The following is a 25,122-nucleotide window of genomic DNA, read 5'->3' on the forward strand; positions in this document are numbered from 1 at the left end:
CCGAGGAGCCGATCGAGGGCGAGTGGGAGAACGAGGGTGGCGGGAAGTGGACGTTCACCCCGACCACCCCGCTGCCCGAGGGTGAGACCGCCGAGGTGGTGGTGACCGACCCGGCCGGGAACGAGTCGGAGGCCGCACCGGTGGTGGTGGACACCACCAAGCCGGACGCCGCGGTGGTGCCGCCGACCAAGGGTGAGGTGGTCGAGGTCGAGGGTGTCGAGGAGGGGGCGACCCCGTCGATCCGGGATAAGGAGACCGAGGAGCCGATCGAGGGCGAGTGGGAGAACGAGGGTGGCGGGAAGTGGACGTTCACCCCGACCACCCCGCTGCCCGAGGGTGAGACCGCCGAGGTGGTGGTGACCGACCCGGCCGGGAACGAGTCCGAGCCCACCCCGGTGCCGGTCGACCGCACCGCGCCGGACGCCCCGGTGCTGAACCCGACCAACGGCAGCGCGATCACCGGCACCGCCGAGAAGGACAGCACCGTCGTGCTCACCGACCCGGCCGGGACCGTGCTCTGCACCGTGCTCGCCCACGCGGTGACCGGTGAGTTCCGGTGCGCCTTCGACCCGGCACTGGAGCACGGGCTCACGGTCACCGCGGTCGCGGTGGACGCGGCCCGGAACGTCTCCGACCCGGCCTCGGTGATCGTGGACACCACGGTGCCCCCGGCGCCGAAGCTGCGGCCGACCAACGGCACGGTGGTCTCCGGCACGACGCTGCCCGGCGCCACCGTGGTGCTGAGCGTCGTCACCACTGGGAAGAGCCTGGGCAGTGCGGTGGCGAACGCGTCCGGCGAGTTCTCGGCGCCCTTCGACCCGGCGCTGGCCGACGGCACCGTGGTCGGCGCGATCGCGGTGGTGGCCACCGGGAACCGCTCGGAGCAGTCGATGGTGATCGTGGACGCGGTCCGGCCGGACGCCCCGGTGTTGAAGCCGAGCAACGGCACCCACGTGTCCGGCACCGCCGAGCCCGCCACCACGGTCACCCTGACCGCCCCGGACGGGAACGTGCTTTGCGTGGTGACCGCGAACGCCCGCACCGGCGAGTTCCGCTGCGGCTTCGACCCGGCGCTCGCGGACGGTCTGGTGGTCACCGCGGTGGCGACCGACGCCGCCGGCAATGTGTCCGACCCGGCGTCGGTGACGGTGGACGCGGTGTCCCCGGAGCCGCCGAAGGTGGATGAGACCGAGGGGGAGACGATCACCGGCTGCGCCGAGGCAGGTGGGACGGTGAACGTCTACGACTCCGAGGGCAACCTGATCGGGACCGGCACGGCCGACGAGGACTGCCGATTCGAGATCGTGCTGCGCCCGCCGCAGGGTCCGGGTTCGGAGATCGAGATCGAGGTGGTCGACGAGGCCGGGAACGTCTCCGAGCGGATCCGGATCACCGTCAAGCGCCAGGTGGTCGTGACGCTGTCCGCCGACCAGGTGACCGCCGGTGACTCGGTTACCGTGACCGCGACCGGCCTGGCCGGGAACGAGTCCGCCGAGGTCTGGCTGCACTCCACCCCGGTGCGGCTGGTCACGGCACTGACCGACGCGGACGGCTCAGTCCAGGTCACAGTCACCGTCCCGGCGGACGTCACCGCCGGGGAGCACACGGTGGTGGTGAAGGGCCTGGAGTCGCGGGCCGAGGGTTCGGCACCGCTGCGGGTCACGGCGCCGGTGGTCTCGCCGGTGGTGCTGGCGATCACCGGCGGCGAGGCGCTCACCGGGCTGGCCGGGGCGGCGGCACTGCTGCTGCTCGGTGCGGTGCTGCTCCGGGTCCGCCGCCGTCGCCAGGAGTCCTGACCGCACGACCACGCAGGGGCGGGCGAGGGAGCACCCTCACCCGCCCCTGTGGCGTGCTCAGACCTCGACGACGAAGGTGCTCAGCGAGTCGGCGGGCAGCACCGGGCTGACCACCTGGTCGCCGATCAGGATGCTGACCGGCATCTCCTGCGCGGTGTCGTTCTGCATCACCAGGATCAGCGAGCCGTCCGGGTTCCGGAACGCCAGCTGGTTCTCGTACCCGGCGTAGCTCAGGGTCGGCACCAGGCGGGCGCCGGGCCGGACGTAGTGGCTGACGTGCTTGAGCACGTAGTACTCGTGGGTGAACTCGTAGCGGGCGGTGTCCGGGTCGACCACCACCAGCGAGTTCTGCGACCAGCCCCACCGGCTGACCCCGCCGCGATCCAGGGACAGGTTCCAGTACTGGTAGGCGTTGGCGCCGTCGTTGAGGAAGTCCCGCATCAGCCGCCAGGCGTAGCGGGCGTACCGCCAGTCGTTGGCGCCGTCGCCGCACTCCTGCTCGGTCTGGAACAGCCGCAGGCCGGGGTAGTCGCGCCGCAGGAAGGGCATCAGGGTCTTGCCGTGCCACTGCACGCCGATCCCGCTGATCGCCTCGGCGGCGACCGGGTCGGCCAGCACACCGGCGACCAGGGACTCGTCCGGCCGTTCCACGGTGCCGAGGAAGATCTGCACGCCGCGCTCGCGCATCCGGGGCGCCAGCTGCCGGATGAACGCGACCAGCCCGGCCGGGGTCCAGGTGCAGCTGGGGTACGGCTGGGCGGAGTTGAACTCGTTCTGCGGCATCACCATCCGGATGTCGATGCCCTCGGCGGCGTAGGCATCGATGAACCGGGCGAAGTAGTCCGCGTAGGTCGCCAGGTACCGCTCGTCCTGGATGAAGGAGTCGGTGCCCTCGACCTGCACCTGGTCCGGGCGCAGGCCGGTCTCGACGCCGTCCACCCAGGGCAGCGACGAGGCGTAGTGCCCGTTGGTCTTCATCCACTGCGGCGGGCACCAGGGCGAGGCCCAGAGCCGCAGGTCGGGGGCGTACTGCTGGGCGGCGTGGATGTACGGGATCAGGCTGTCCCGGTCGTGGTCGATGCTGAAGTGCTCCAGTGCGAAGTCGCCGGGCACCTCGGCGTAGGAGTAGTAGTCCCGGGCGAAGTCGTTCGCGGCGATCGGCATCCGGCCGATCGTGAAGTTCGCGCCGGTGCCCGGGGCGTAGAGCTCGCGGAAGATCTCGGCCCGCTGCTCGGCGGTCAGCCGGCTGAGCGAGGTCCAGCCCAGCTCGTTGAAGGTGGCGCCGAAACCCTCGATCTCCTGCTGCGGGTCGTCCAGTTGCACCAGCACGTCCGGGATCCGGCCGATCGGTGCCGGGTCCACGGTCCCGAGGTCGCGCCAGCGCTCGTGCTCGCTCGTGCTGGTCCAGCTGGTGATCTTCATCGAACGTCTCCCACGTCGTCGTCGGGCTTACCTACTGACTGCTAGGTAGGCTAGCGCGGATCCCGACCGGCCGGAAAGCGTTCAGTCGATCCGCCGGATCGCCCGGGCCGGCACCCCGGCGACGACCGTGCGCGACGGCACGTCCCGGGTCACCACCGCGCCCGCCCCGACGATCGCCCCGTCGCCGATGGTCACCCCCGGCACCACGGTCACCGCGGCGCCGATCCACACCTGTCGCCCGATCGTCACCGGCGCCGGCTCCAGGTCGCCGCGGTGGTCCGGGTCTATGCCGTGGTCGAGGGTGGTGAGCGTGGTCCCGTGGCCGATCAGGGTGTCGTCGCCGATGGTGATCCCCCCGGTGTCCTGGAACCGGCAGCCCTGGTTGACGAACACCCCGGTGCCGAGCACCAGGTTCTTGCCGAACTCGCAGAAGAACGGCGGGAACAGCGTGACCGACTCGTCCACCTCGCGTCCGGTGAGCCGGCCGAGCAGCGCCCGGACCTCCTCCGGGGTGCGATACCCGGTGTTCAGCTCCGCGACGGTGCGCAGGGCGTCCTGGGCGGCGCCGTGCATGAACCGGTGGGCGGCCGAGCCGGCCGGGATCGGCTCCCGGCGGCGGACGTGGGTGAGGAAGTCGTCGAGCTGCATGCCCTCGACGGTAGGGCGGTGACCGTCGACCGCCGGAGGGCCTGCCAGGACCCCTCAGCCGAACAGCTGCACCGCCCGCAGCAGCGGACCGGCCACCACCAGGTACATCAGCCCGAAGAACACCGCCGCGGTGACCGTGAATCCGAGCGCGTTCAGTGCCGCGCCGGGGCCGCGCAGGTGGGCGATCAGCTTGGACACGATCCGCCACGGCCGCACGATGTCCCAGCTGTTCAGGCGCAGGTGCCGGCCGAGGTAGATCCCGAACGCGGCCAGCAGCAGCACCACCCCGGTGACGGCGTTCACCTCGGGGCTGGTCAGCCGGTCCACGTCGTCGAACCGGATCGCCACATAGCCCAGCTGCACCAGGAAGATGTTGAACAGCATGTTCAGCACCCCGGACATCGCCAGCGCGAGCACCAGCAGGATGTCGTACCACTCCGGCACCCGTTCGCCCGGGCGCCGGTGGTTCAGGTTCAGCTCGGTGATCAGGTAGCCGGCGTTCGGCAGCAGCAGCAGCCAGCCGGCCAGCAGCACGATGCCGACGATCAGGATCAGCACCGGCGGGGCGTCGACGTTGACCAGGATCGCGACCGCCAGCAGGGCGCCCATCAGCACCAGCACCGGCGCCACCGAGAGCCCGACGTTCAGCAGCATCGGCCGGTACAGCCTGGTGTGGAACAGCCGGGAGCGCGCCACGATCAGCACGACCGCCAGCACGTTCATCCCGACGATGCCGGTGATGCTGTCGTTGAGGAGCATGGCCCCATGCTGCCGTGCGGAGGGCTCAGGCGCTGGCCAGGGCCCCCGACCGCAGGCTCACCGGGGCCTCGAACCACACGGTCTTGCCGACCCCGGGGTGCACGTCCACGCCCCAGGTCGAGGACAGGGTGTCCACGATCCGCATCCCGTTGCCGCCCGGTCGCCCGGGGCTGGTCGGCCGGACCACCGGCAGGGTGGTGTCGGTGTCGGTGACCGCCACCCGCACTGCGTCGTGGCGGATCTCCGCGCTGACCGCGATCGGGGCGGTGGCGCCGGTGTGCACGATCGCGTTGGTGAGGAGCTCGCTGGTCAGCAGCGCCAGGGTGCGCTCGGTGGCCGGGCCTGCCTGTGCCCGGCGGGCCAGATCGGAGATCCAGTGCCGGGCGCGCGCGATCGAGGTGGGCACTGCGGGAAGCAGCAACCGCTCGGACATCCCGGCTCCTCTCTCGATCTCGGGTCCCGGTTCCAGGGTGGCCCCGATCGGACCGGTCTGCATCCCGGTGCCGGCGTGCTTCAGGCGGTGGCGGGCGGCGGGACGACCCGGATGCGGGTGATTCTACGGCCGCTGACCTGCACGATCTCCAACCGGTGCCCGCCGGCCTGGACGCTGTCGCCCACCCGGCCGAGCCGGCCGAGCCGGGCGAGCAGGAACCCGGCGACCGTCTCGTAGGGGCCGTCCGCGAGGGTCAGTCCGGTCAGCTCGGTGAACTCCTCCAGCGTCAGGCCGGCGTCGTAGGTGCCGGGGGCGTCCTCGCGGTGCTCCGGGCCGGAGGAACCCGCCACGTCGTACTCGTCGGTGATCTCCCCGACCAGCTCCTCGACCAGGTCCTCCAGGGTGACGATGCCGTCGGTGCCGCCGTACTCGTCCACCACCACCGCGATGTGCACCCCCTCGCGCCGCATCCGGGACAGCGAGGGCAGGATCTTGTTGGTGCCGGGCAGGGCCACGATCTCCCGCATCGCCTCCCGGACGGTCCGGCCGGGGTCGCGGGCGTCGATCAGGTCGCGGATGTGCAGGAAGCCCAGCACGTCGTCGACGTCCACCCCGGTGACCGGGTACCGGGACCAGGGCTGCTCGCGCACCTCCTCCAGGGCCTCGGCCAGGGTGAGCGAGGCGGACAGGAACTTCACCTCGCCGCGGGGGCGCATCACCTCGGACACCGAGCGGTCGGTGGCCTGGAACACGTCCGCCAGGATGCGGCGCTCGTCCTCCGGTAGCCCCTGGTGCGCGATCACCAGGTCGCGCAGCTCGGCCTCGGACATCTCCTCGCTGGTCGCGGACGGATCGCCGCCGAACAGCCGGACCAGCAGGTTGGTGGAGGAGGACAGCAGCCAGATCACCGGGCGCATCAGGGTGGCGAACCGGTCCAGCGGCGGGGCGACCACCAGGGCGACCTTGGCCGAGGACTGCAGGGCGATCCGCTTGGGCACCAGCTCGCCCAGCACCAGGGACAGGTAGGCGATCACCAGGGTCAGCACCACCAGCGCGATCGTGCCCGCCGGTCCGGGTGGCACCCCGAGCGACTCCAGCACCGGGGCGAACGCCGGCGCGATGGTCGAGGCGCCATAGGCCGCGGAGAAGAACCCCGCCACCGTGACGCCGATCTGCACCGCCGCCAGGAACCGGTTGGGGTCCCGGGCGACCGCGGCCACCCGCGCCCCCCGGGGGCTCTGGCGCTCCATCCCGTTCAGCTGGCTCTCCCGGAGTGAGACCAGGGCGATCTCGGTCCCGGCGAACACGCCGCCGATCAGGATGAACAGCAGGACCAGGCCGATGCTGCCCCAGGTCGAGGAGTCCATCACAGGGTCCGGCGCGGCGTGGGAGGCATGCACCGATCCAAGACAACGCTGCGCGGACCGTCAAACGGTCCACACCGGATCTTTACCCGGAACCGCCCCCGCCGGTCACAGCGGGTTCTTAGGCTGTCCGGGTCGGCGGGCCGCAGTGGCGACGCCTCGGACCCGGGAGTGGTGGATGCGGTCTCGCGCGGTGGCGGTGCTGGTGATCGCCGGTCTGGTCGGCGCCCTGGCGGCCTGTGGTGGCGGCGACGACGGTGATCTGCGCCAGGAGGCGGCCGACGCCCTGGCCGCGGCGATCGCGGACGGCGACTTCGCCGAGGTTCCCCTGGACGGTGCCGACCCGGATCAGGCTGCCGAGCGCCGGGACGCGGTGGTGGCCGGGCTGGACCCGTGGCAGCCGGAGGTGACCGCCGGGACGGTGCAGGACGGTCAGGACGACGACAGCGCCTCGGTGACGCTCAGCTACAGCTGGGACCTGGACGGCACACCCTGGACCTACGACACGAACGCCCGGCTGACCCGGGTGGACGACGAGTGGCGGGTCGCCTGGGGCTCGATGCTGCTCGCCCCGGACCTGACCGACGCCGAGGTGCTGACCGTGCAGCGCACCACCGCCGACCGGGCGCAGGTGCTCGGCGCGGGCGACGCGGTGCTGGTGGAGAACCGGCCGGTCAGCCGGGTCGGGCTGGACAAGACCCAGCTGCCCGCCGACCAGTGGGACGGTGCGGCCCGGGCGCTGGCCACCGCGCTGGAGTTCAACCCCGACGACTATGCGGCCCAGGTCGCGGCGGCCGGGGAGAAGGCCTTCGTGGAGGCGATCGTGGTCCGCGACGGCGACCCGGCCTACTCGGTGCCCGACCTGACCGCACTGCCCGGGGTGATCGCGGTGCCGGACACCCTGCCGCTCGCCCCGACCCGCAGCTTCGCCCGGCCGGTGCTGGGCTCGGTGGGCCAGGCGACGGCCGAGATCGTCGAGTCCTCGGAGGGCGCGGTCGCCGCCGGGGACCTGACCGGGCTGAGCGGCCTGCAGCGGCAGTACGACGAGCAACTGCGCGGCACCTCGGGGCTGACCGTGCTGGCCGGGGAGCGGACCCTGTTCAGCACCGACCCGCAGCCGGGCGAGCCGCTGCGGCTGACCCTGGACCCGACCGCACAGACCGCGGCGGAGGGCGTGCTGGCCGGGCAGGTCGAGGGCGCCTCGGCGCTGGTGGCGATCCGGCCGTCCACCGGGGAGATCGTGGCGGTGGCCAGCGGCCCGGGCGGCGACGGCACCTCCACCGCGACCCTCGGGATGTACGCACCGGGGTCGACGTTCAAGGTGGCGAGCGCGCTGGCCCTACTGCGCACCGGCGCCACTCCGGACACCCCGCTGGAGTGCCCGGCGACGCTGAACGTCGACGGCCGGGTGTTCCAGAACGTGCCGGGCTACCCGACGAACCGGCTGGGCACGATCTCGCTGCGCACCGCGCTGGCGAACTCCTGCAACACGGCCTTCCTGGGCGCCCGGGACGTGGTGCCGCAGGCGGCGCTTGCGGATGCCGCCCAGTCGCTGGGGCTGACCGAGGCGGATCTGGGCTTCGCCGCGACCCTGGGGTCGGTGCCGGCCGAGTCGGAGGGCACCGACCACGCCGCCTCGCTGATCGGGCAGGGACGGGTGCAGGCCACCCCGCTCGGCATGGCGACGGTCGCTGCGTCGGTGGTGGCCGGGCACCGGGTGGTGCCGCAGCTGGTGGTCGGCTCCACCCCCACGCTCACGCCCGCCGAGCCCGCCCACCCGCTGACCCCGGCGGAGGCGGAGGCGCTGCGCTCGATGATGCGGGCGGTGGTCACCGAGGGCGGGTCGGCCTTCCTGCAGGACCTGCCCGGCGCCGAGGTGATCGCCAAGTCCGGCACCGCGCAGTACGGCGACGGGTCGCAGGCGCACGCCTGGATGATCGCCGGCCAGGGTGACCTGGCGGTGGCGGCCTTCGTCGAGACCGGCAGCTCCGGGGTGGACACCGCAGGCCCGCTGCTGGAGGCGTTCCTCACCGCGATGGCCTGACCCCGGCCCGTGACGGGGCCGCGCGTTCCCCGTCGACCGGGTGAAAAAGCCAATTCGGGCGATCTTGGGGCCAATGTCCCTTCCGAGACGACCGCGGGTGAATCTAGAGTCTGATTCGTCAGCGATAAGGCAAACCCTCCGCGAGGCGGGGACGCAAAGCCACGGGACCCACGCGGTCAGCCGGGCTGCCGAACGAAGGACGTGGTCATGGACCCGCGTGGATTCTCCGAGTCGACCGAGCGCGACCTCGCCGAGCGGATCGCCGCCCGCCTGGGCTCCTGGAGCCGTGCGGCCGCCGCCCGGCTGGAGGTCATCCCGACCCAGGCCGAGGCGACCCCGCTGAGCTGACCGGCACCGGCCGGCGCTACAGCTCGCCGACCTTGCGCAGGTAGCGCATCGCCGCCCAGCCGACCGGGATCCGCAGCCAGTAGGTCAGCACCCGGAACAGCACCGCCACCGACGTGGCGACACCGGGGTTGACCCCGACCACCGCCAGCGCGCCACCGAGCGCGAGCTCCGTGGTGCCCACCCCGCCCGGGGTCGGGGCGACCGACCCGGCGGTGTTGCCGACCAGGAACACGATCGCGACCTGCACCAGCGACAGGTCCTGGCCGAAGGCCCGCAGGCAGACCTCGAAGGCCAGCACGTAGCCCAGCGTGGTCAGGGCGTTGCCGCCGATGCCGAGCAGCAGCCGGCTCGGCTGGCCGACCACCTCGATCAGCCGGGGCCAGGTCTGCTGCAGCGTCGGCAGCGTCTTGGCGGCCACCCACTGCCGCACCCGCGGCACCAGCATCAGCGCGGCGATCACGGCGACCAGGATCCCGATCGCCAGCACCACCACCGGGGAGATGGTGAACCGCTCCAGCTGATTGGTCCCGGAGGCCACCGACAGCACCAGCAGCATCAGCAGGGTCACCACGAACTGCGACACCTGCACCAGGGCCACGGTCGCGGTGGCCAGCGGCCCGGACACCCCGCGCTTGGTCAGCAGCCGCAGGTTCAGCGCCGCCGGACCGATCCCGGCCGGGGCGGCCAGCGCGACGAAGGTGGCCGCGGACTGGGTGACCGTGGCCCGCCAGAGCGGGATCTTCTGCGGCGCGAACGCCACCAGGGTGAGCGCGGCGCCGACCAGGGTGCTCATCCCGAAGGCGAAGGCCAGCACGCTCAGCCGCCAGTCGGTCTCGGCCAGCGCGTCGAGGATCTCCTGCAGGTTGATCGTGGTGAGCAGCACGATCACCGCGGCCACGGTCAGCAGGATGGTGATCAGGGTGCGGGCGCCGAACCGGTTCAGCGCCACCGGCTCCACGTCGGCCTGCGGCAACCGGTCCACCAGCGCCGACCGCAGCTCGGCCAGCACCTGCTTGTGCGCGCGCAGCTCGTCCCGGGTGCGCTGCGGCAGGGCGACGGTCTGCAGCAGCGGGCCGATCGCGGCGATGTCGCCCTCGTCCAGCACCGCCACCGCCGACTCCAGGGCGCGCGCCGGCCCGACCCGCAGCGCCAGCAGCGCCACCATCTGGGTCCGGTCCATCCGCTGCGCCAGCTCGGAGGAGGCGACGTCGCCCTGCTCCCAGCCGATGATCCACACCTCGGGGGCACCGGCCGCGTCCCGGCCGAGCAGCAGCACGTCACTGGTCAGCGCGCGGTGCGCCAGCCCGGCCTCGTGGGCGATGCCGAGCTGCCCCCAGATCGCCCGCAGCACGTCGTCGTCGATCGCCTCCGGGTCCAGGTCGGCCAGCGGCACCGCGTCGTCGATCCGGTCCTGCACCAGGATCATCGAGGAGTCGGCCTCGGCCAGGGCGTGCAGCTGCGGGGCGCGCACTCCGGCGGCGGTGGCGGTGTAGCTGAGCAGCGCCGACCGCTCCGCCGCGGACCGCAGCGACACCGTGGACCGGCCGTCCAGCCCGCGCAGCCGGATCGAGCGCCACAGCCGGGACAGGAAGCCGATCACCGCCCGGTCGCCGTCGTAGACCACCACGTCGTACCGGTCGCCCTCGACCGTGGTCATGTCGTAGACGCGGTGGTCGGAGTAGCGGGCCATCGCCCGGGCGGCCGGGGTGCCCGGCTCGTCCTGCGGGCGCGGGGAGTCGTCGCCGGGGATGTCCTCCGGGACCCGGATCAGCAGCGCCGGGTCGAAGCCCGCACGGCGGATGCCGGCCACCAGGCTGCGGCCGTAGGCGCGCTCGGAGTGCACCCCGGAGACGTACCGGGTGGCCAGACCGCCGGCCCGGCCGATCAGCAGTGCCACCCCGAGCCCGGTGATCGACACCGACCCGGTGATCACCATGATCCCGACCGCGACCCAGACCAGGTTCCACGACCAGGACACCGTGCGGCGCCGGGTGCGCGGGCCGGTGGCGGTCAGCAGACCGGCGATCAGCGCGATGTACCCGGGGATCGTGACCGTCCAGACCCCGCCGAGCCGCACCGACAGCCCCGCGATCAGCTGGTCCGACCCGACGTGCTCGACCAGCCACAGCACGGAGGACGACGCCAGCACGGACACCACCGCGGCGGCCACGCCCTCCAGCATCTGCCGGCCCAGCCGCCGGATCGCCAGTTCGATCAGCACCGCGGTCGGCACGAAGAACGTGACCACGCTCTCCAGCAGCGCGGTCGGCACCACCAGCAGGTCCTGCAGCAGGGAGGCGACGCCCTCGACGTCCTCGGCGACCCCGGAGGTGGTGTTGTGCGCGTAGGTCGCCAGCACCATCACCAGCACCGCGCCGAGCAGGCTGAGCACCACGCCGAGCAGGTCGCTGGGGTGGTGCACCCGGTTCTCCGGGGTGTCGACCACCCGGGCACGCGCCGGTGCCGACGTCGGCGCCGGCGGGGACGTCACGGGCGGCACACCGGCGTCGTCGCCGGACCGACCGGGCGCCGCCGGCGCGCTGGTCGGCGTGTCGGGCATGGTCCGGATTCTAGGCAACCGGTGGGTCGCAGGCCCGGTAGAACGGCCTGGATCCGGCGATTCCGTCCTTGCGACGGAGCCCGGCACGATGCGGGTCATCCCCGAGGAGGATGCGCGTCCCCGTGGTGCGCCGCACCGGCCGGGGCTAGCGTGACCTGCGCGGGGAGCGCCGGGCTCCCGGACGGGAGGCGCTCGGATGGACGTCAACGGTCGGATCTCGACCCTGCTGGGCCGGGTCTGGTGGATGCCGGTGCTGCGCGGGGTGCTGCTGGTGGTGCTCGGGCTCCTGATGCTGGTCGAGCCGCTGCGCACCCTGACCGCCCTGGGCTGGATCTACGGCGCCTTCGCGGTGGCGGACGGCCTGGTGGTGCTGGGTCAGGCGTTCCTGGTCCGCGGCCGTCCCGGTCTGGGCTGGTGGGTGGCGGAGGCCGTGGTGTCGATCGCCTTCGGCGTGATCATCATGCTGTGGCCCGGCCTGACCGCCCTGGTGCTGTTCTACCTGCTGGCGCTGTGGGCGCTGGTGGTCGGCGTGATGGCGCTGATCGTCGCCGCGACCCAGTTCCGGGCCCGCGATCTGGGCTGGGTGGGCACGCTGATGTTCGGCCTGATCGGCTTCCTGTTCGGCGTGATGCTGGCGTTGCAGCCGCAGGAGTCGCTGACCGTGGTGGTGGCGATGTTCGGGCTGTTCGCGCTGGTCGGTGGCGCGGTGATGATCGTGGCCGGCTTCGTCACCCGGTCCTTCGGGCGGCAGCTGCAGGCGTTCTCGGACAGCGCGGCGTCGTCCGGGGCCGGCCCGGTCTCCTGACGGACGAACCGCGTCGCTGACCTGGTCTTCTTCCGGTTTTGGACGCGATGGTGCGAGACTGGGGCCGCGCCGCCGGGGAGGTCCTGATGTCCGTCGTACCGAGTGAGTCCGAGTCAGCCCGGATCGTGCTGCCCGCACGGGCGCCCGACCGTCTGCGCCGGCTCGGGGTGTCGATCGAGCGCCTCGGTATCGCGCTGGACGCCGGGGACGTGGCCGCGCGACAGCTCGACGAGTTCGCCCCTGCGACCGGAGTGGGGCTCGAGCGCTGGATCCACACGGTGCAGAGCTTGCGTCAGGGCCTGGCCGAGGACGGCTGGACCATCGACAACCCGGACAACGTGCCGCTCGCCGTGGATCCGACCGGGACGACAGCGATCCGCGTCGCGAGCGGGACCTCTGACATCGGCCGCGCCGGAGGTGACGGACCGCAGCGCAAGCACCCCAAGCCCGGCGCGAAGCCGACCGGTCGGGTCAGCGGGCAACTGCAGTTCGACTTCGATGCCAGTCTCCGGCCGTGGCAACCGAGGACCGGCCTGCTCACCTGGTGGCTGCTCTACTACCGCGCTCCGTACGACGAGCTCCGCGCGGAGCTGTCGTGGGCGGTCGGCGAGTCGGCGGGTGAACTGACCTGGGGGGAGCGGGTGCTTCTTCCCCCGCGGACCTTCGGCCCGGATGTGGTCATTCCCGCCGACGCGGGGGACGACGAAGTCGAGTTCGATGTCCGCGCACGCTGAGGCGCGCCTGTCCCCGTCCCGGATTCGGCTCGCTCGCGAGCGCCGGGGCCTGACGAAGGTCGCGCTGGCAGCCGAACTCGGCGTGACCGCACGGGTCCTGCAGACCTACGAGAACGAGGGCGCCCCCGGCGCGCGGGCCGACGACCTCGCCGTGGCCCTGGAGGTCACTCCACGCTTCTTCCATCTGCCCGACCGGGACGCGATCACGCCGGAGCAGGGCTTCTTCCGTGCGCTGCGCCGGGCCAGCGCCGCCCAGCTCGGCCGTGCCCGCGCGGCGGCCGGGATCGGGTTCGAGATCTACGAGTGGGTGACCGCGCGGTACGAACTCCCGGAGCTGGTGCTGCCCGACGTCGACGCGGCCACTCCCGAGCTGGCGGCCGCGACCGTGCGCGCGGTCTGGGGGCGCGGCGATGAGCGGTTGCCGAATCTCGTCCAGCTGAGCGAGGCGCACGGGGTCCGGGTGATGAGCCTGCCCAGCGACGCCGAGGCGGTCGATGCGTTCAGCGTCTGGCACGCGGGACTGCCCTACGTGTTCCTGTCGAGGTCCAAGAGCCCGGAACGCTCTCGCTTCGACCTCGCGCACGAGCTGGGACACCTGGTGATGCACTCGGGCGCGCGGGCCGGGGTGGAGGTCGAACGAGAGGCCGACCAGTTCGCGGCCGCTCTGCTGATGCCCCGGGACGGCCTGTCGGCTCGTGCGGGTCGCGAGCCGGCAGTGCCCGAGATCCTCCGGCTCCGGAGTCACTACCGCGTCTCGGCCATGGCGATGACGAGGAGACTGCACGCGATCGGCAAGCTCACGGAGTGGTCCTACCGGCAGAACTGTGTGCAGCTGTCCCGGCAGGGTTTCCGCGTCGGCGAGCCCGACGGCATCGAACCGGAACGCTCCCGCGTCTTCGCGACCGTGTTCGCTGCACTCCGCGACCAGGGGGTGACCGCTCAGGATGTCGCGGCGGAGCTGGGGATCACCGCCCGGGAACTTCATCTCATGACGCTCGGTCACGCGCCCGCGCCGATCGAGGGTGGCGCCGAGCGGACCGAGCGCCCCTCGGGCGCCCATCTGCGCCTGGTGCGCTGACCGGCCCGGTCAGCTGATCCCGAGCGCCGCCAGCCAGGCGTCCGGCAGCAGGGCGTACCCGACGAAGGACACCACGTCCAGCACGGTGTGCGCGACGACCAGCGGCATCACCCGTCGCTTGCGCCGGTAGTACTCGGCGAAGACCAGCCCCATCACCACGTTGCCGAAGAACGGGCCGATGCCCTGGTACAGGTGGTACGACCCGCGCAGCAGGGCGCTGGTGACGACGATCGCGATCGGGCTCCACCGCAGTTCGCGCAGGCGCTCCATCAGGTAGCCGACCACGATCACCTCCTCCAGCAGCGCGTTGTACAGCGCCGACAGCAGGAGCACCGGGACGGTCCACCAGGCGCTGTTCAACGCGGCGGCCTGCACCTCGACCGTGATCCCGATCGCGCGGCCGGCCACGTACAGGCCCAGGCCGGGCAGGCCGATCAGTGCGGCCAGCCCGACCCCGACACCCAGGTCCCGCAGCGGCCGGGCGGCGTCCAGGCCGATCCGGCGCAGGGCGCTGCGACCGTTGTGGGACAGCAGGTACAGCGCCAGCGCGACCGGGACCAGCCCGAAGCCGATCGACAGCAGTTGGTAGACCAGGTCCAGGTACGGGCGCTCGGACTGGCTGACGTTCAGCGAGGCGGACTGGTCACGCAGCGGGGTGTCCGCTGTGAGCCGGGCGATGATGTTGACCACCGCGTACACCCCGGCCTTGCCCAGCGACAGGCCGAGGACGATCCAGATCTCGGCGGTGATCCGGCGGCGACGGGCACGTTCGGAGGGGAGTGGGGCAGCGGTGCTCACGACCGGGGCGGCATCGGACTCGGACACGTCGGCAGCCTACGGGGCCAGGCCGGGAGATCGCTGGACGGCGGCTGGGCGTCAGCCGCGCAGGGCCAGCGCCGCCGCCGACACCAGGGCCGGGTCGGTCACGGTGTAGCCCGCGTCGCCACCACCACCGGGACCGCCGTCGGCCTGGACCGCGCGGCTGGCCGACAGGTGCACCGCGTCCACGCCGAGGGCGACCAGCGGGGGGATGTCCTCCGGCCGCACGCCACCGCCGGCCATCACCTGGATCCGCCCGGCGGCGTGCTCGACCAGCGCGGCCAACCGGTCGGCGCCCTCGATCGCCCGGGGCGCGCCGCCCGAGGTCAGGACCCGGCGCACCCCGGCCTCGACCAGCTGGTCCAGGGCTGCCAGCGGGTCGGCGACGGTGTCGATCGCCCGGTGGAAGGTGACGTCGATGCCGTCGGCGGCCTCGACCAGCCGGGCGAGCAGTGCCCGGTCGACCTGGCCATCGGTGGTCAGGCCCCCGACCACCACGCCGTCGGCCCCGGCAGAGCGGATCATCCGCACGTCCCGGACCAGCACCTCGGCCTCGTGCTCGGCGTACTCGAAGCCGCCGGGCCGGGTGCGGACCAGCACGTGCACCTCCGGGGCGGGCCGTCCGGCGCCGCGCAGGAAGCCCCGCTCACCGAGCACGGTGCCCAGCAGGCCGGCGCTCGGGGTCAGGCCCCCGGTGGCGGCGAGGCCCGCGCACAGCTCGATCCGCTGGGCGCCGGCCTCCGCGGCGATCCGGTAACCGACCGCGTCCTGCACGGCGATCTCCAGGGCAACGGTCACGGCGGTCCTCCAGCGTCGGGTCGGCTTCGATCGCATCATGCCGCACGCGACCCGGGACCCTCAGGGAGTCCCGGGCCGACGTGTGCAGACCGGTCAGTGGAACCGGCGCAGCCGCAGCGAGTTGGTCACCACCAGCACCGAGGAGAACGCCATCGCGGCACCGGCGATCATCGGGTTCAGCAGACCCAGCGCGGCCAGCGGGATCGCCGCCACGTTGTAGGCGAACGCCCAGAACAGGTTCTGCTTGATGATCCGCAGCGTCCGGCGGGACAGCCGGATCGACTGGGCGGCGGAACGCAGGTCACCGCGGACCAGAGTGACGTCGGCGGCCTCGATCGCCACATCGGTGCCGGTGCCCATCGCCAGGCCGAGGTCGGCGGTGGCCAGCGCGGCGGCATCGTTCACCCCGTCGCCGACCATCGCGACCCGGGCACCAGCGCGCTGCAACTCGGCGACCCGGTCCACCTTGTCGGCGGGCAGCACCTGGGCGATCACATCCGACTCGGGAATGCCCACCTCGGCGGCGACCCGGCGGGCGGCCCCGGCGTTGTCGCCGGTGAGCAGCACTGGCCGCAGTCCGAGCGCCCGCAGGTCGTCCACCGCCTGGGCGGAGGTCGGCTTCAGCGGGTCCCGCAGCACCAGCGCACCGCGGGCGGCGCCGTCCCAGGCGGCCATCACGGCGGTGGCACCGTCCTGCTCGGCGGCGGCGAACCGCTGCGCCAGGCCGTCGTCCACCGTCACGCCCTGCTCGGTCAGCCACTGCGGCCGGCCGACCAGGACCCGGCGGCTCAGGGTCACCCCGCTGTGCGGCGCCCGGACCACACCCTCGACCCCGCGGCCGGGGACATTGGTGAAGTCGTGCACCTCCAGCTCGCCGGTGTCCGCGGCACGGGCCACGGCCTGGGCGATCGGGTGCTCGGAGCGGGACTCCACCGCGGCGGTGAACCGCAGCAGCTCGTCGCGGTCGCCGTCGGTCAGGACGTCGACCAGCTCCATCCGGCCCTCGGTCAGGGTGCCGGTCTTGTCCAGCACCACGGTGTCGACGGTCCGGGTCTGCTCCAGCGTCTCCGGGCCCTTGATCAGGATGCCGAGCTGGGCGCCGCGGCCGGTGCCGACCAGCAGCGCGGTCGGGGTGGCCAGGCCGAGGGCGCAGGGGCAGGCGATGATCAGCACCGCGACCGCGGCGGTGAATGCCGCCTGCACCGAGCCGCCGGACAGCAGCCACACCGCGAGCGTGCCCACGGCCAGCACCAGCACCACCGGCACGAACACCGCGGAGATCCGGTCCGCCAGTCGCTGCACCGGGGCCTTGCCGGTCTGGGCGCGGGTGACCAGCCGGCCGATCTGGGCCAGCCGGGTGTCCTCGCCGACCCGGGTGGCGCGGACCACCAGGTGACCGGAGGTGTTGATGGTCGCCCCGGTGACCTCGTCGCCGGGGGAGACGTCCACCGGCACCGGCTCACCGGTCAGCAGGCTGGTGTCCACCGCGCTGGTGCCCTCGACCACGATCCCGTCGGTGGCGACCTTCTCACCCGGCCGGACCGCGAACTCGTCCCCGGCGGACAGCTGCCCGATCGGCACCCGGCGCTCGGTGCGCCGGCCGTCCTCGCCGGTCACCAGCAGCGCGACATCCTTCGCCCCGAGGTCCAGTAGGGCGCGCAGCGCGTCACCGGCCCGGCGGCGGGAACGGTGCTCCGCGTAGCGCCCGGCCAGCAGGAAGGTGGTGACCACGGCCGCCACCTCGAAGTACAGCTCCGGCATCCCGGTGTGCTCGTCCGCGGCGGGCCACAGGCTCGGCGTCATGGTCATGCCGAGCATGCCCGCGCCGCCGAACAGCAGTGCCCACAGCGACCAGCCGGTGGCGGCGATGATGCCGATCGACACCAGGGTGTCCATCGTCGAGGCCCCGTGCCGGGCGGCGCGGGCGGCGGCGCGGTGGAACGGCCAGGCCGCCCAGGTCGCCACCGGCAGCGCCAGGACGGTCACCAGCCACTGCCAGCCGGTAAACTGCAGCGCCGGAATCATGCTGAGCAGCACGACCGGGATCGTCAGCACGGTGGCCACCCGCAGCCGACGGCGCAGGTCGGCGCCGCGCTCGTCGGTGGGGGCGGAGGTGTCCTCGTCCGGGTCCATGTCGTGCCCCGGGGCCATCGTGTGCCCGGAGAGCGCGTGCTCCACCGGGTCCATCCCGGCCATGCCGTCGTGGTTCATGTGCTCGTGGGCGGGCGCGGCGGTGCCGGTCCCACCGGTGACCGTGGCCTCGTAGCCCGCCTTGCGGACCGCCTCGACCAGTGCCTCGGTGTCCGCGGCGGCGCCGTCCACCGGGTGCAGCTCCACGTGGGCGGTCTCCAGCGCCAGGTTCACGGTGGCCTGGACGCCGGGCACCCGGTTCAGGCGCTTCTCCACCCGCGCCACGCAGGAGGCGCAGGTCATCCCGTGCACGGCCAGGTCGACGGTGCCGACCGGGGCCTGGGGGAACGGGGTCGGTTCGGCTGTCACAGCAACGATCCCTTCGGCGTGACGGCGTAGCCCGCCTCGTCGACGGCCGCGGCGATCGCGGCGTCGTCCAGCGGAGCCTCGGAGATGACGGTGACCGGCGAGGAACCCCCGGCGACCAGCTCGACCTGCACGTCCTGCACACCGGGCAGTGCGGTCAGCTCCTCGGTGACGTGCTTGACGCAGTTGCCGCAGGTCATGCCGTCGACGGAGAAAGTGGTGGTGGTCATGACGATGTCCTCTCGGTTGGGGTTCAGCTCCGCACCAGGCGGGCGATGGCGTCGGCGGCTTCCTTGACCTTGGCCTCGCCCTCCTCGGGCGACTTGCGGGCCGCGTCCACCACGCAGTGGCCGAGGTGGTCCTCGACCAGCGCGATGCTCACCGACTGCAGGGCCTTGGTCACCGCGGCGACCTGGGTGAGGACGTCGATGCAGTACACGTCCTCGTCGATCATCCGGGCGATGCCGCGCACCTGGCCCTCGATCCGGCGCATGCGCTTGGCGTAGTCGTCCTTGTTCGGGGTGTATCCGTGCACGGTGGCCTCCGGGTCGTCGGTGTCGACGGGCTCAACCGTATACCCCCTGGGGGTATTCCGCGCAGGGTCACCCCCGCCGCAGCACCGGCCCGTGCCCCGGCACCACGACCTCGGCCGGCATCGCGGCCACCGCCTCCCGCCCCGCACGGGCGAGCGCCGGGTCGTGGTGGAAGAACTCGGGCAGGTCGACCAGCCCGGGCCGCTGCGGCCGGGGACCCGCCGGGTGCCCGGTCACCGCGGTGTCACCGGAGGCGATCACCCCGGAGTCGCCGAGCACAACCACCGCACTGCCCGGGGTGTGACCGGGAACCGACCGCAGCACCGGTGCCAGCGGCAGGTCGAGCGGCTGATCGGCGGGGGCGGCGAGGGCGTCGGGCACCGCGACCTCCCGCAGGCCACCGGCGGCCATCGCGGCCAGCGCCCACCGGGAGACCCGGGGCCGCCAGAGCGAGGGGGCGATCTCCGCGATCCCGGCCTGGTGCACGGTCTGGCCGCGCAGCGCGGGCAGCTCTTCGGCCAGGGCGTACACCGGGAAGCCGAGCCCGGCGCGCAGCTGGGCGAAGCCGCCGATGTGGTCGACGTGGCCGTGGGTGGCGATCCCGGCGACCAGATCCTCCGGTCGGCGGCCGACCTGATGCAGCGACTCGACCAGGGCGTCGATCTGCCCGGGGTAGCCGGAGTCGATCAGCAGGACGGCGTCACCATCGACGGCGATCAGCCAGTTGGCCAGGGGCGTGCGGGCGGTGAACAGGCCGGGTGCGGTCTCCCGGACCGCGAGCTGCGGGGTCATGCTGCGACGGTAGGCCGGGGCCGGTGGTGGGCGCAGGCACTTCGGCCCACCACCGGCACCCGATCCTCAGGCCAGCGCGCGCCACTCCTCGCGCCGGCGCTCCTGTTCCGCGGGGTCCGGCACCGGCAGCGAGGCCAGCAGTCGCCGGGTGTAGTCCTCGCGCGGGTTGCCGAGCACCTGCTCGCCGGTGCCCTCCTCGACCAGCCGGCCGTGGTGCAGCACCGCGATCCGGTCGGCCAGCAGGTCCACCACCGCCAGGTCGTGGCTGATGAACAGGCAGGCGAAGCCCAGCTGCTCCTGGAGTTCGGAGAACAGCTCCAGCACCCGGGCCTGCACCGACACGTCCAGCGCACTGGTCGGCTCGTCGGCGATCAGCAGCTCCGGGTCCAGGGCGAGTGCCCGGGCCAGCGAGGCGCGCTGCCGCTGGCCGCCGGACAGCTCGTGCGGGAACCGGTCGCCGTAGGAGCGCGGCAGCTGCACCGACTCCAGCAGGTCGTCCACCGTGGCCCGGGCCTCCTCGGCCGACCGGGCCCGGCCGTGCACCACCAGCGGTTCGGCGACGCACTGGGCGATGGTCAGCAGCGGGTTGAAGCTGGTCGCCGGGTCCTGGAAGACGAAGCCGATCCGGCGCCGGATCGGCCGGAACTCGCGCTCGCGGACGCCGTTCATCTCCACCCCGAGCACCCGCAGCCCACCGCCGGAGACCGGGGTCAGCCCGGCGATCGCCCGGCCGATGGTGGTCTTGCCGGAGCCGGACTCGCCGACCAGGCCGAGCACCTCACCGGGCCGGATCGACAGCGACACCCCGTCCACCGCGCGGAACCCGGGGCGGCGGAACCGGCCGGGGTAGGTGATCTCCAGGTCGGTGGCCTCGACCACCGGGGTGGCGGCGGCCCAGTCGGCGGAACGGGCCGCCGCCCGGGCCGCGGCGTGGGTGGTGCCGCCCCCGACCCGGGGCACGGCGTCCAGCAGCCGCCGGGTGTACTCGTGCGCCGGTGCGGCGAACAGCTGCCGGACCGGCGCCTGCTCGACGATCCGGCCGGAGTACATCACCGCGACCCGGTCGGCCAGGTCGGCGACCACGCCCATGTTGTGCGTGATCAGCACGATCGCGGTGCCGAACTCGTCCCGGCAGCGGCGCAGCAGGTCCAGGATCTCGGCCTGCACGGTGACGTCCAGCGCGGTGGTGGGCTCGTCGGCCACGATCACGCCGGGGTCGAGCACCAGGGCCTGGGCGATCACGATCCGCTGCTTCTGGCCGCCGGAGAACTCGTGCGGGTACTGGTCGATCCGGTGCTCGGGGTCGGGGATGCCCACCCGGCGCAGGATGTCGATCGCGGCGGCGCGGGCCTCCTTCCGGCCGAGCTTCCGGTGTGCGCGCAGGCCCTCGATGATCTGCCAGCCCACGGTGTACACCGGGTTGAGCGCGGTGGACGGCTCCTGGAAGACCATCGCCGCGTCCCGGCCGCGCACCTCGCGCAGCCCGGCCCCGCGCAGGCTGATCACATCCCGCTCGGTGCTGCCGTCCTTGCTGGTCAGCAGCACGGCTCCCCGGGTGGTGGCGGTGCTGGGCAGCAGACCGAGGATGGTCTTGGAGGTGACCGTCTTGCCGGAGCCGGACTCGCCGACCACGGCCAGCACCTCCCCGGCGGCGACCTCCAGGCTGACGTCGTCCACCGCGCGGACGGTGCCGGCGTCGGTGGCGAAGGAGACCGACAGGTTGTCGATCCGGACCACGGGGCCGCTCATCGGGCACCCCCTTCCAGTTCACGTGCCTCGTCGATCCCACCGGGGTCGGCGACATGGGCGGTGAGCGCGCCACCGGGCACCACGGAGGTCGCGGCGACGTCGCCGGTCACGTCCGCGGCCCGGCGACGGGTGCGCAGCCGCGGGTCGGCCAGGTCGTTCAGCGACTCGCCGACCAGGGTCATGCCGAGCACCACCAGCACGATCGCGATGCCGGGGAAGGTGGCGGTCCACCAGACACCGGAGCTGACGTCGGCGATCGCCTTGTTCAGGTCGTAGCCCCACTCGGCGGCCGCGGTGGCCTCGATGCCGAAGCCCAGGAAGCCCAGGCCGGCCAGGGTGAGGATCGCCTCGGAGGCGTTCAGCGTGATGATCAGCGGCAGGGTCCGGGTGGCGTTGCGCAGCACGTGCCGGAACATGATCCGCGGGTGGCCGGCGCCGATCACCCGGGCGGACTCGACGAAGGCCTCCGCCTTGATCCGCACCGTCTCGGCCCGCACCACCCGGAAGTACTGCGGGGTGAAGACCACCGTGATCGACAGCGCCGCGGCGAGCACCCCGCCGATCATCGACGACTGCCCCCCGCTGATCACGATCGCCAGCACGATGGCCAGCAGCAGGGACGGGAAGGCGTAGACCGCGTCCGCGATCACCACCAGCACCCGGTCCAGCCAGCCGCCGAAGTACCCGGACAGCAGCCCGAGCAGCACCCCGACGAACAGCGACGCAGCCACCGCGATCACGATCACCAACAGCGCGGTCCGGGCACCCCAGATCACCCGGGACAGCACGTCGTAGCCGCCGACCGTGGTGCCGAGCAGGTGCTCGGCCGACGGCGGCTGGGTGGAGCCGAACAGTCCGGTGTCCGGGCTGCGCAACTGGCCGTAGCCGTAGGGGGCGAGCAGCGGGGCGAAGATCGCGGTGATCAGGAACAGGCCGGTGAGCACCAGCCCGGCGATCAGCATCCCGCGTTGCAGCCCGACGCTCTGCCGGAGCTGATGGACGACCGGCAGGTCCTTCCAGGTGCGACGGCGCATCAGTACCTCACCCTCGGGTCGATCAGGGCCGCGATGACGTCGACCAGGAAGTTGGTCAGGGCCACGATGATCGCCAGCATCACGACGATGCCCTGCACCGCCACGAAGTCGCGGGCCTGCAGGTACTGGGACAGCTGGAAGCCGAGCCCGCGCCACTCGAAGGTGGTCTCGGTCAGCACCGCGCCGACCAGCAGCATCGCCACCTGCATCCCGACCACGGTGATGATCGGGATCAGGGCGGGCCGGTAGGCGTGCTTGCGCAGCAGCCGGGACTCCTTGACCCCGCGCGAGCGGGCGGCCTCCACGTAGCCGGAGCCGAGGGTGCCGATCACGTTGGTGCGCACCAGCCGCAGGAACACCCCGGCGGTGAGCATGCCGAGCGCGAGCGCCGGCAGGATCGCGTGCTGCAGCACGTCGGCGATCACGTCACCGTTGCCGGTCCGGATCGCGTCGATCAGGTAGATGCCGGTCGGGTCGTCCAGCCGGCGCATCGCCAGTTCGGACCGGTTGGAGGCCCGGCCGGCGACCGGCAGCCAGTGCAGCTGCACAGAGAAGATCAGCTTGAGCAGCAGCCCGGCGAAGAACACCGGCGTGGCGTAGCAGGCGATCGCGAACACCCGCAGCAGCGCGTCCGGCACCCGGTCCCGGAAGTACGCCGCGAGCAGCCCGCCCGGGATGCCGACCAGGAACGCGACGATCAGCGCGTAGATCGCCAGCTCCAGGGTGGCGGTGCCGAAGGTGGTCAGCACCTCGGTCACCGGGCGGGTGTCCGAGATGGTGGTGCCCAGATCCCCGCGCAGCAGGTCGCCGAGGTAGTCGACGTACTGGGTCAGGATCGGCCGGTCGTAGCCCGCGGCGTGGATCCGCTCGGCGAGCTGGTCGGCGGGCAGCCGGCCGCCCTGGGCCGCGGTGATCGGGTCGCCGGTGGCCCGCATCAGGAAGAAGACCGTGGTCACCAGGATGAAGACGGTCGGGATGATCAGCAGGAAGCGGATCAGGATGTAGCGGCCGAGGCCGCCGCCAGACCGCTTGGGGCGACCGGCCGGGCGCGGGGTATCGACCGTGGTGGGGTCGAGCGTGGTGGACGTCATGTCACTCCTGACAACGCCCCGGGGCGGGCCGCTGGATGTGCGGCCCGCCCCGGAGTCGTGATGGTGGATCAGCTACGGCTCAGGGCGCCGTAGCGGAACTTGAAGGACGCGTCGAGGGTGTCCTCCGCACCGGCGATGTCGGTGCCGGTCACGGCGACCTGGGCACCCTGCAGGTACGGGACGGTGGACAGGTCCTCGGCGACCAGGCCCTGGATCTGCTCGATCAGGGCGGTGCGCTGGTCGGCGTCCTCGGTGACCGCCTGCTCCAGGATCAGGTCGTTGACCTCCTGGTTGTCGTAGTGGTTGCCCAGGAAGTTCTCGGTCAGGAAGAACGGGGTCAGGTAGTTGTCCGCGTCCGAGTAGTCCGGGAACCAGCCCAGCTGGTAGGCCGGGTACACGTCCGAGGTGCGGTCCTTGGCGTACTGCACCCACTCGGTGGTCTGCAGGTTGACCGTGAACAGGCCGCTGGACTCCAGCTGGTCCTTGATCAGCGCGTACTCCTCACCGGAGGACGGGCCGTAGTGGTCGTTGGAGTACTGCAGGTTCAGCTCGATCGGGGTGCTGACCCCGGCGTCGGCGAGGGTCTGGGTTGCCTTGTCGACATCCGGGCCGCCGTCGCCGTCGCCATACAGGTCCTTGAGCGGCTCGACCGCGCCGGTCAGGCCGCTCGGCACGTAGGAGTACAGCGGGGTGTAGGTGTCCTTGTAGACCTGGGAGGCAATCTCCTCGCGGTCGATCAGGTCGGCCACCGCCTGGCGGACCGCCAGCGCCTTGGCCGGGTCGGCCTCGGAGGTGGTGTTGCCGAACGGCTGGGTGTCGAAGTTGAACACGATGTACCGGATCTCACCGCCCGGCCCGTCGACCACCTGGACGTCGTCGTTGCCGCGCAGGTCCTCGATGTCGGTGGCGGACAGCGAGCGGAACGCCACGTCGATGTTCCCCTCCTGGATGTCCAGCTTGAGGTTCGAGGCGTCGGTGAAGTACTGCACGTCCACCGCGTCGTTCGCCGGGGCGCCGAGCAGGCCCTGGTAGTCCGGGTTCGCCTGGTAGCTGATCAGGTCGTTCTGCGAGTAGTCCGTGATCGTGTACGGACCGGCGAAGGCCTGACCGTCCACGATGTCCTGATCCGGGGTCAGGGCGTCGGGGGAGAAGACGTCCTCGTCCACGATCGGGCCGGCCGGGCTGGACAGGATCTGCGGGAAGACCTGGTCGTTCTCGGTCTTGAGGTGGAAGACCACGGTGGTGTCGTCCGGGGCGTCCACGCTGTCCAGGTTGTACAGCAGCGAGCCGGGGCCGTTGCCGCCGTCCGCGCCGGACTCGAAGATCGACAGCTGCCGGTCGAAGGTGAACTTCACGTCCGAGCTGGTCAGGTCGTTCCCGTTGGCGAAGGTCAGGCCCTCCTTGAGGGTGACCGTGTACTCGGTCGGGCTGGTGAACTCGGCCTTCTCGGCGATGTCCGGCTCGACGTCCGGGCTGCCGTAGGGGGTGTTCATCAGGAACGGGTACACCTGGTTCATCACGGCGAAGGACCCGTTGTCGTACGAGCCGGCCGGGTCGATGGTGGTGATCTTGTCGGTGGTGCCGATCAGGATCGAGTCGTCGCCGCCACCGCCGCTCGTGCCCTCGTCGTCGCCGCCACCGCTGCCGCAGGCGGCCAGGAGCAGACCGGTGACCACCAGACCGGTGGTCGGGACGATCAGGCGTCGGCGCGTGTGAACCGCTGTCATGGTGTTCCTCTTCCGTGTCGGATCGGCGAGAACCGCCTCGGCCGGGGCCGGCCGCACTGCCGCCGGGCCTGTGATGTGGGGCACAGGAAAGC

Annotated in this window: 22 protein-coding genes and 1 riboswitch; of the genes, 6 read left to right on the forward strand and 16 right to left on the reverse strand. The window is 72.4% G+C overall.

Features of this window, described 5'->3' with window-relative positions; genetic code table 11:
• On the forward strand, nt 1–1,796 hold a 1,796-nt coding region (locus HGA03_RS17995), incomplete at its 5' end, for an Ig-like domain-containing protein (RefSeq protein ID WP_247602277.1).
• A 57-nt stretch (nt 1,797–1,853) separates the two neighbouring features.
• On the opposite strand, the gene HGA03_RS18000 is transcribed toward HGA03_RS17995, so the two are convergent.
• From HGA03_RS18000 to HGA03_RS18020, 5 genes are all read right to left on the reverse strand, one after another.
• Nucleotides 1,854–3,218 (reverse strand): glycoside hydrolase family 30 protein, encoded by a 1,365-nt coding sequence (locus tag HGA03_RS18000; RefSeq protein WP_168631678.1) that lies wholly within the window; start codon nt 3,216–3,218, stop codon nt 1,854–1,856.
• An 81-nt stretch (nt 3,219–3,299) separates the two neighbouring features.
• Nucleotides 3,300–3,866, reverse strand: a complete 567-nt coding sequence (locus tag HGA03_RS18005; RefSeq protein ID WP_168631679.1) for a DapH/DapD/GlmU-related protein — start codon at nt 3,864–3,866, stop codon at nt 3,300–3,302.
• A 54-nt stretch (nt 3,867–3,920) separates the two neighbouring features.
• Nucleotides 3,921–4,625: a DUF1361 domain-containing protein gene (locus tag HGA03_RS18010; RefSeq protein ID WP_168631680.1), complete on the reverse strand. Its 705-nt coding sequence runs from the start codon at nt 4,623–4,625 to the stop codon at nt 3,921–3,923.
• 25 nt (nt 4,626–4,650) lie between these two features.
• The gene (locus tag HGA03_RS18015; protein WP_168631681.1) at nt 4,651–5,058 is read right to left on the reverse strand and encodes an ATP-binding protein; all 408 of its coding nucleotides are present in this window, start codon (nt 5,056–5,058) and stop codon (nt 4,651–4,653) included.
• 80 nt (nt 5,059–5,138) lie between these two features.
• On the reverse strand, nt 5,139–6,425 hold the full coding sequence (locus HGA03_RS18020) for a hemolysin family protein (protein WP_168631682.1): 1,287 nt from the start codon (nt 6,423–6,425) through the stop codon (nt 5,139–5,141).
• Between the two features lie 175 nt (nt 6,426–6,600).
• Between HGA03_RS18020 and HGA03_RS18025 the strand changes: the two genes are divergently transcribed.
• Complete coding sequence (locus HGA03_RS18025; RefSeq protein ID WP_168631683.1) at nt 6,601–8,466, forward strand: penicillin-binding transpeptidase domain-containing protein; 1,866 nt, start codon at nt 6,601–6,603, stop codon at nt 8,464–8,466.
• A 118-nt stretch (nt 8,467–8,584) separates the two neighbouring features.
• Nucleotides 8,585–8,659: riboswitch (cyclic di-GMP riboswitch) on the forward strand.
• A gap of 14 nt (nt 8,660–8,673) precedes the next feature.
• Nucleotides 8,674–8,814, forward strand: a complete 141-nt coding sequence (locus HGA03_RS18030) for a hypothetical protein (protein WP_168631684.1) — start codon at nt 8,674–8,676, stop codon at nt 8,812–8,814.
• Between the two features lie 16 nt (nt 8,815–8,830).
• Here HGA03_RS18030 and HGA03_RS18035 read toward each other — a convergent pair whose 3' ends face one another.
• Nucleotides 8,831–11,374, reverse strand: coding sequence for a lysylphosphatidylglycerol synthase transmembrane domain-containing protein (locus tag HGA03_RS18035; protein ID WP_168631685.1), 2,544 nt, complete (start codon nt 11,372–11,374; stop codon nt 8,831–8,833).
• A gap of 196 nt (nt 11,375–11,570) precedes the next feature.
• Here HGA03_RS18035 and HGA03_RS18040 point away from each other — a divergent pair, with 196 nt between their 5' ends.
• From HGA03_RS18040 to HGA03_RS19490, 3 genes are all read left to right on the forward strand, one after another.
• Nucleotides 11,571–12,179: an HdeD family acid-resistance protein gene (locus tag HGA03_RS18040; protein WP_168631686.1), complete on the forward strand. Its 609-nt coding sequence runs from the start codon at nt 11,571–11,573 to the stop codon at nt 12,177–12,179.
• Nucleotides 12,180–12,265: 86 nt separating this feature from the next.
• On the forward strand, nt 12,266–12,913 hold the full coding sequence (locus HGA03_RS18045) for a hypothetical protein (RefSeq protein WP_168631687.1): 648 nt from the start codon (nt 12,266–12,268) through the stop codon (nt 12,911–12,913).
• Nucleotides 12,897–13,991 carry an XRE family transcriptional regulator gene (locus HGA03_RS19490; protein WP_281728339.1) on the forward strand — a complete coding sequence of 365 codons (1,095 nt, stop codon included), beginning with the start codon at nt 12,897–12,899 and terminating at the stop codon, nt 13,989–13,991. Before HGA03_RS18045 ends, HGA03_RS19490 begins: the two co-directional genes overlap by 17 nt.
• Before the next feature lie 9 nt (nt 13,992–14,000).
• On the opposite strand, the gene HGA03_RS18055 is transcribed toward HGA03_RS19490, so the two are convergent.
• From HGA03_RS18055 to HGA03_RS18100, 10 genes are all read right to left on the reverse strand, one after another.
• A complete protein-coding gene (locus tag HGA03_RS18055; RefSeq protein ID WP_168631689.1) occupies nt 14,001–14,816 on the reverse strand; it encodes a CPBP family intramembrane glutamic endopeptidase in 816 nt (271 codons plus the stop codon).
• A gap of 51 nt (nt 14,817–14,867) precedes the next feature.
• A complete protein-coding gene (locus tag HGA03_RS18060) occupies nt 14,868–15,608 on the reverse strand; it encodes a copper homeostasis protein CutC (RefSeq protein WP_168631690.1) in 741 nt (246 codons plus the stop codon).
• 93 nt (nt 15,609–15,701) lie between these two features.
• Nucleotides 15,702–18,107: a heavy metal translocating P-type ATPase gene (locus HGA03_RS18065; RefSeq protein WP_275407618.1), complete on the reverse strand. Its 2,406-nt coding sequence runs from the start codon at nt 18,105–18,107 to the stop codon at nt 15,702–15,704.
• Nucleotides 18,104–18,334, reverse strand: a complete 231-nt coding sequence (locus HGA03_RS18070) for a heavy-metal-associated domain-containing protein (RefSeq protein ID WP_168631691.1) — start codon at nt 18,332–18,334, stop codon at nt 18,104–18,106. The genes HGA03_RS18065 and HGA03_RS18070 overlap by 4 nt, the downstream gene beginning before the upstream one ends.
• Before the next feature lie 23 nt (nt 18,335–18,357).
• Nucleotides 18,358–18,597 (reverse strand): metal-sensitive transcriptional regulator, encoded by a 240-nt coding sequence (locus HGA03_RS18075; RefSeq protein ID WP_210732647.1) that lies wholly within the window; start codon nt 18,595–18,597, stop codon nt 18,358–18,360.
• A 109-nt stretch (nt 18,598–18,706) separates the two neighbouring features.
• On the reverse strand, nt 18,707–19,429 hold the full coding sequence (locus HGA03_RS18080) for an MBL fold metallo-hydrolase (RefSeq protein ID WP_168631693.1): 723 nt from the start codon (nt 19,427–19,429) through the stop codon (nt 18,707–18,709).
• Nucleotides 19,430–19,495: 66 nt separating this feature from the next.
• Nucleotides 19,496–21,178 carry an ABC transporter ATP-binding protein gene (locus HGA03_RS18085; RefSeq protein ID WP_168631694.1) on the reverse strand — a complete coding sequence of 561 codons (1,683 nt, stop codon included), beginning with the start codon at nt 21,176–21,178 and terminating at the stop codon, nt 19,496–19,498.
• Nucleotides 21,175–22,212 carry an ABC transporter permease gene (locus tag HGA03_RS18090; protein WP_168631695.1) on the reverse strand — a complete coding sequence of 346 codons (1,038 nt, stop codon included), beginning with the start codon at nt 22,210–22,212 and terminating at the stop codon, nt 21,175–21,177. Before HGA03_RS18090 ends, HGA03_RS18085 begins: the two co-directional genes overlap by 4 nt.
• Nucleotides 22,212–23,303 (reverse strand): ABC transporter permease, encoded by a 1,092-nt coding sequence (locus HGA03_RS18095; RefSeq protein WP_168631696.1) that lies wholly within the window; start codon nt 23,301–23,303, stop codon nt 22,212–22,214. Before HGA03_RS18095 ends, HGA03_RS18090 begins: the two co-directional genes overlap by 1 nt.
• Before the next feature lie 68 nt (nt 23,304–23,371).
• The gene (locus tag HGA03_RS18100; protein WP_168631697.1) at nt 23,372–25,030 is read right to left on the reverse strand and encodes an ABC transporter substrate-binding protein; all 1,659 of its coding nucleotides are present in this window, start codon (nt 25,028–25,030) and stop codon (nt 23,372–23,374) included.
• Between the last annotated feature and the right edge of the window lie 92 nt (nt 25,031–25,122).

This window comes from Cellulomonas denverensis (assembly GCF_012396125.1).
Taxonomy (GTDB): Bacteria; Actinomycetota; Actinomycetes; order Actinomycetales; family Cellulomonadaceae; genus Cellulomonas; species Cellulomonas denverensis.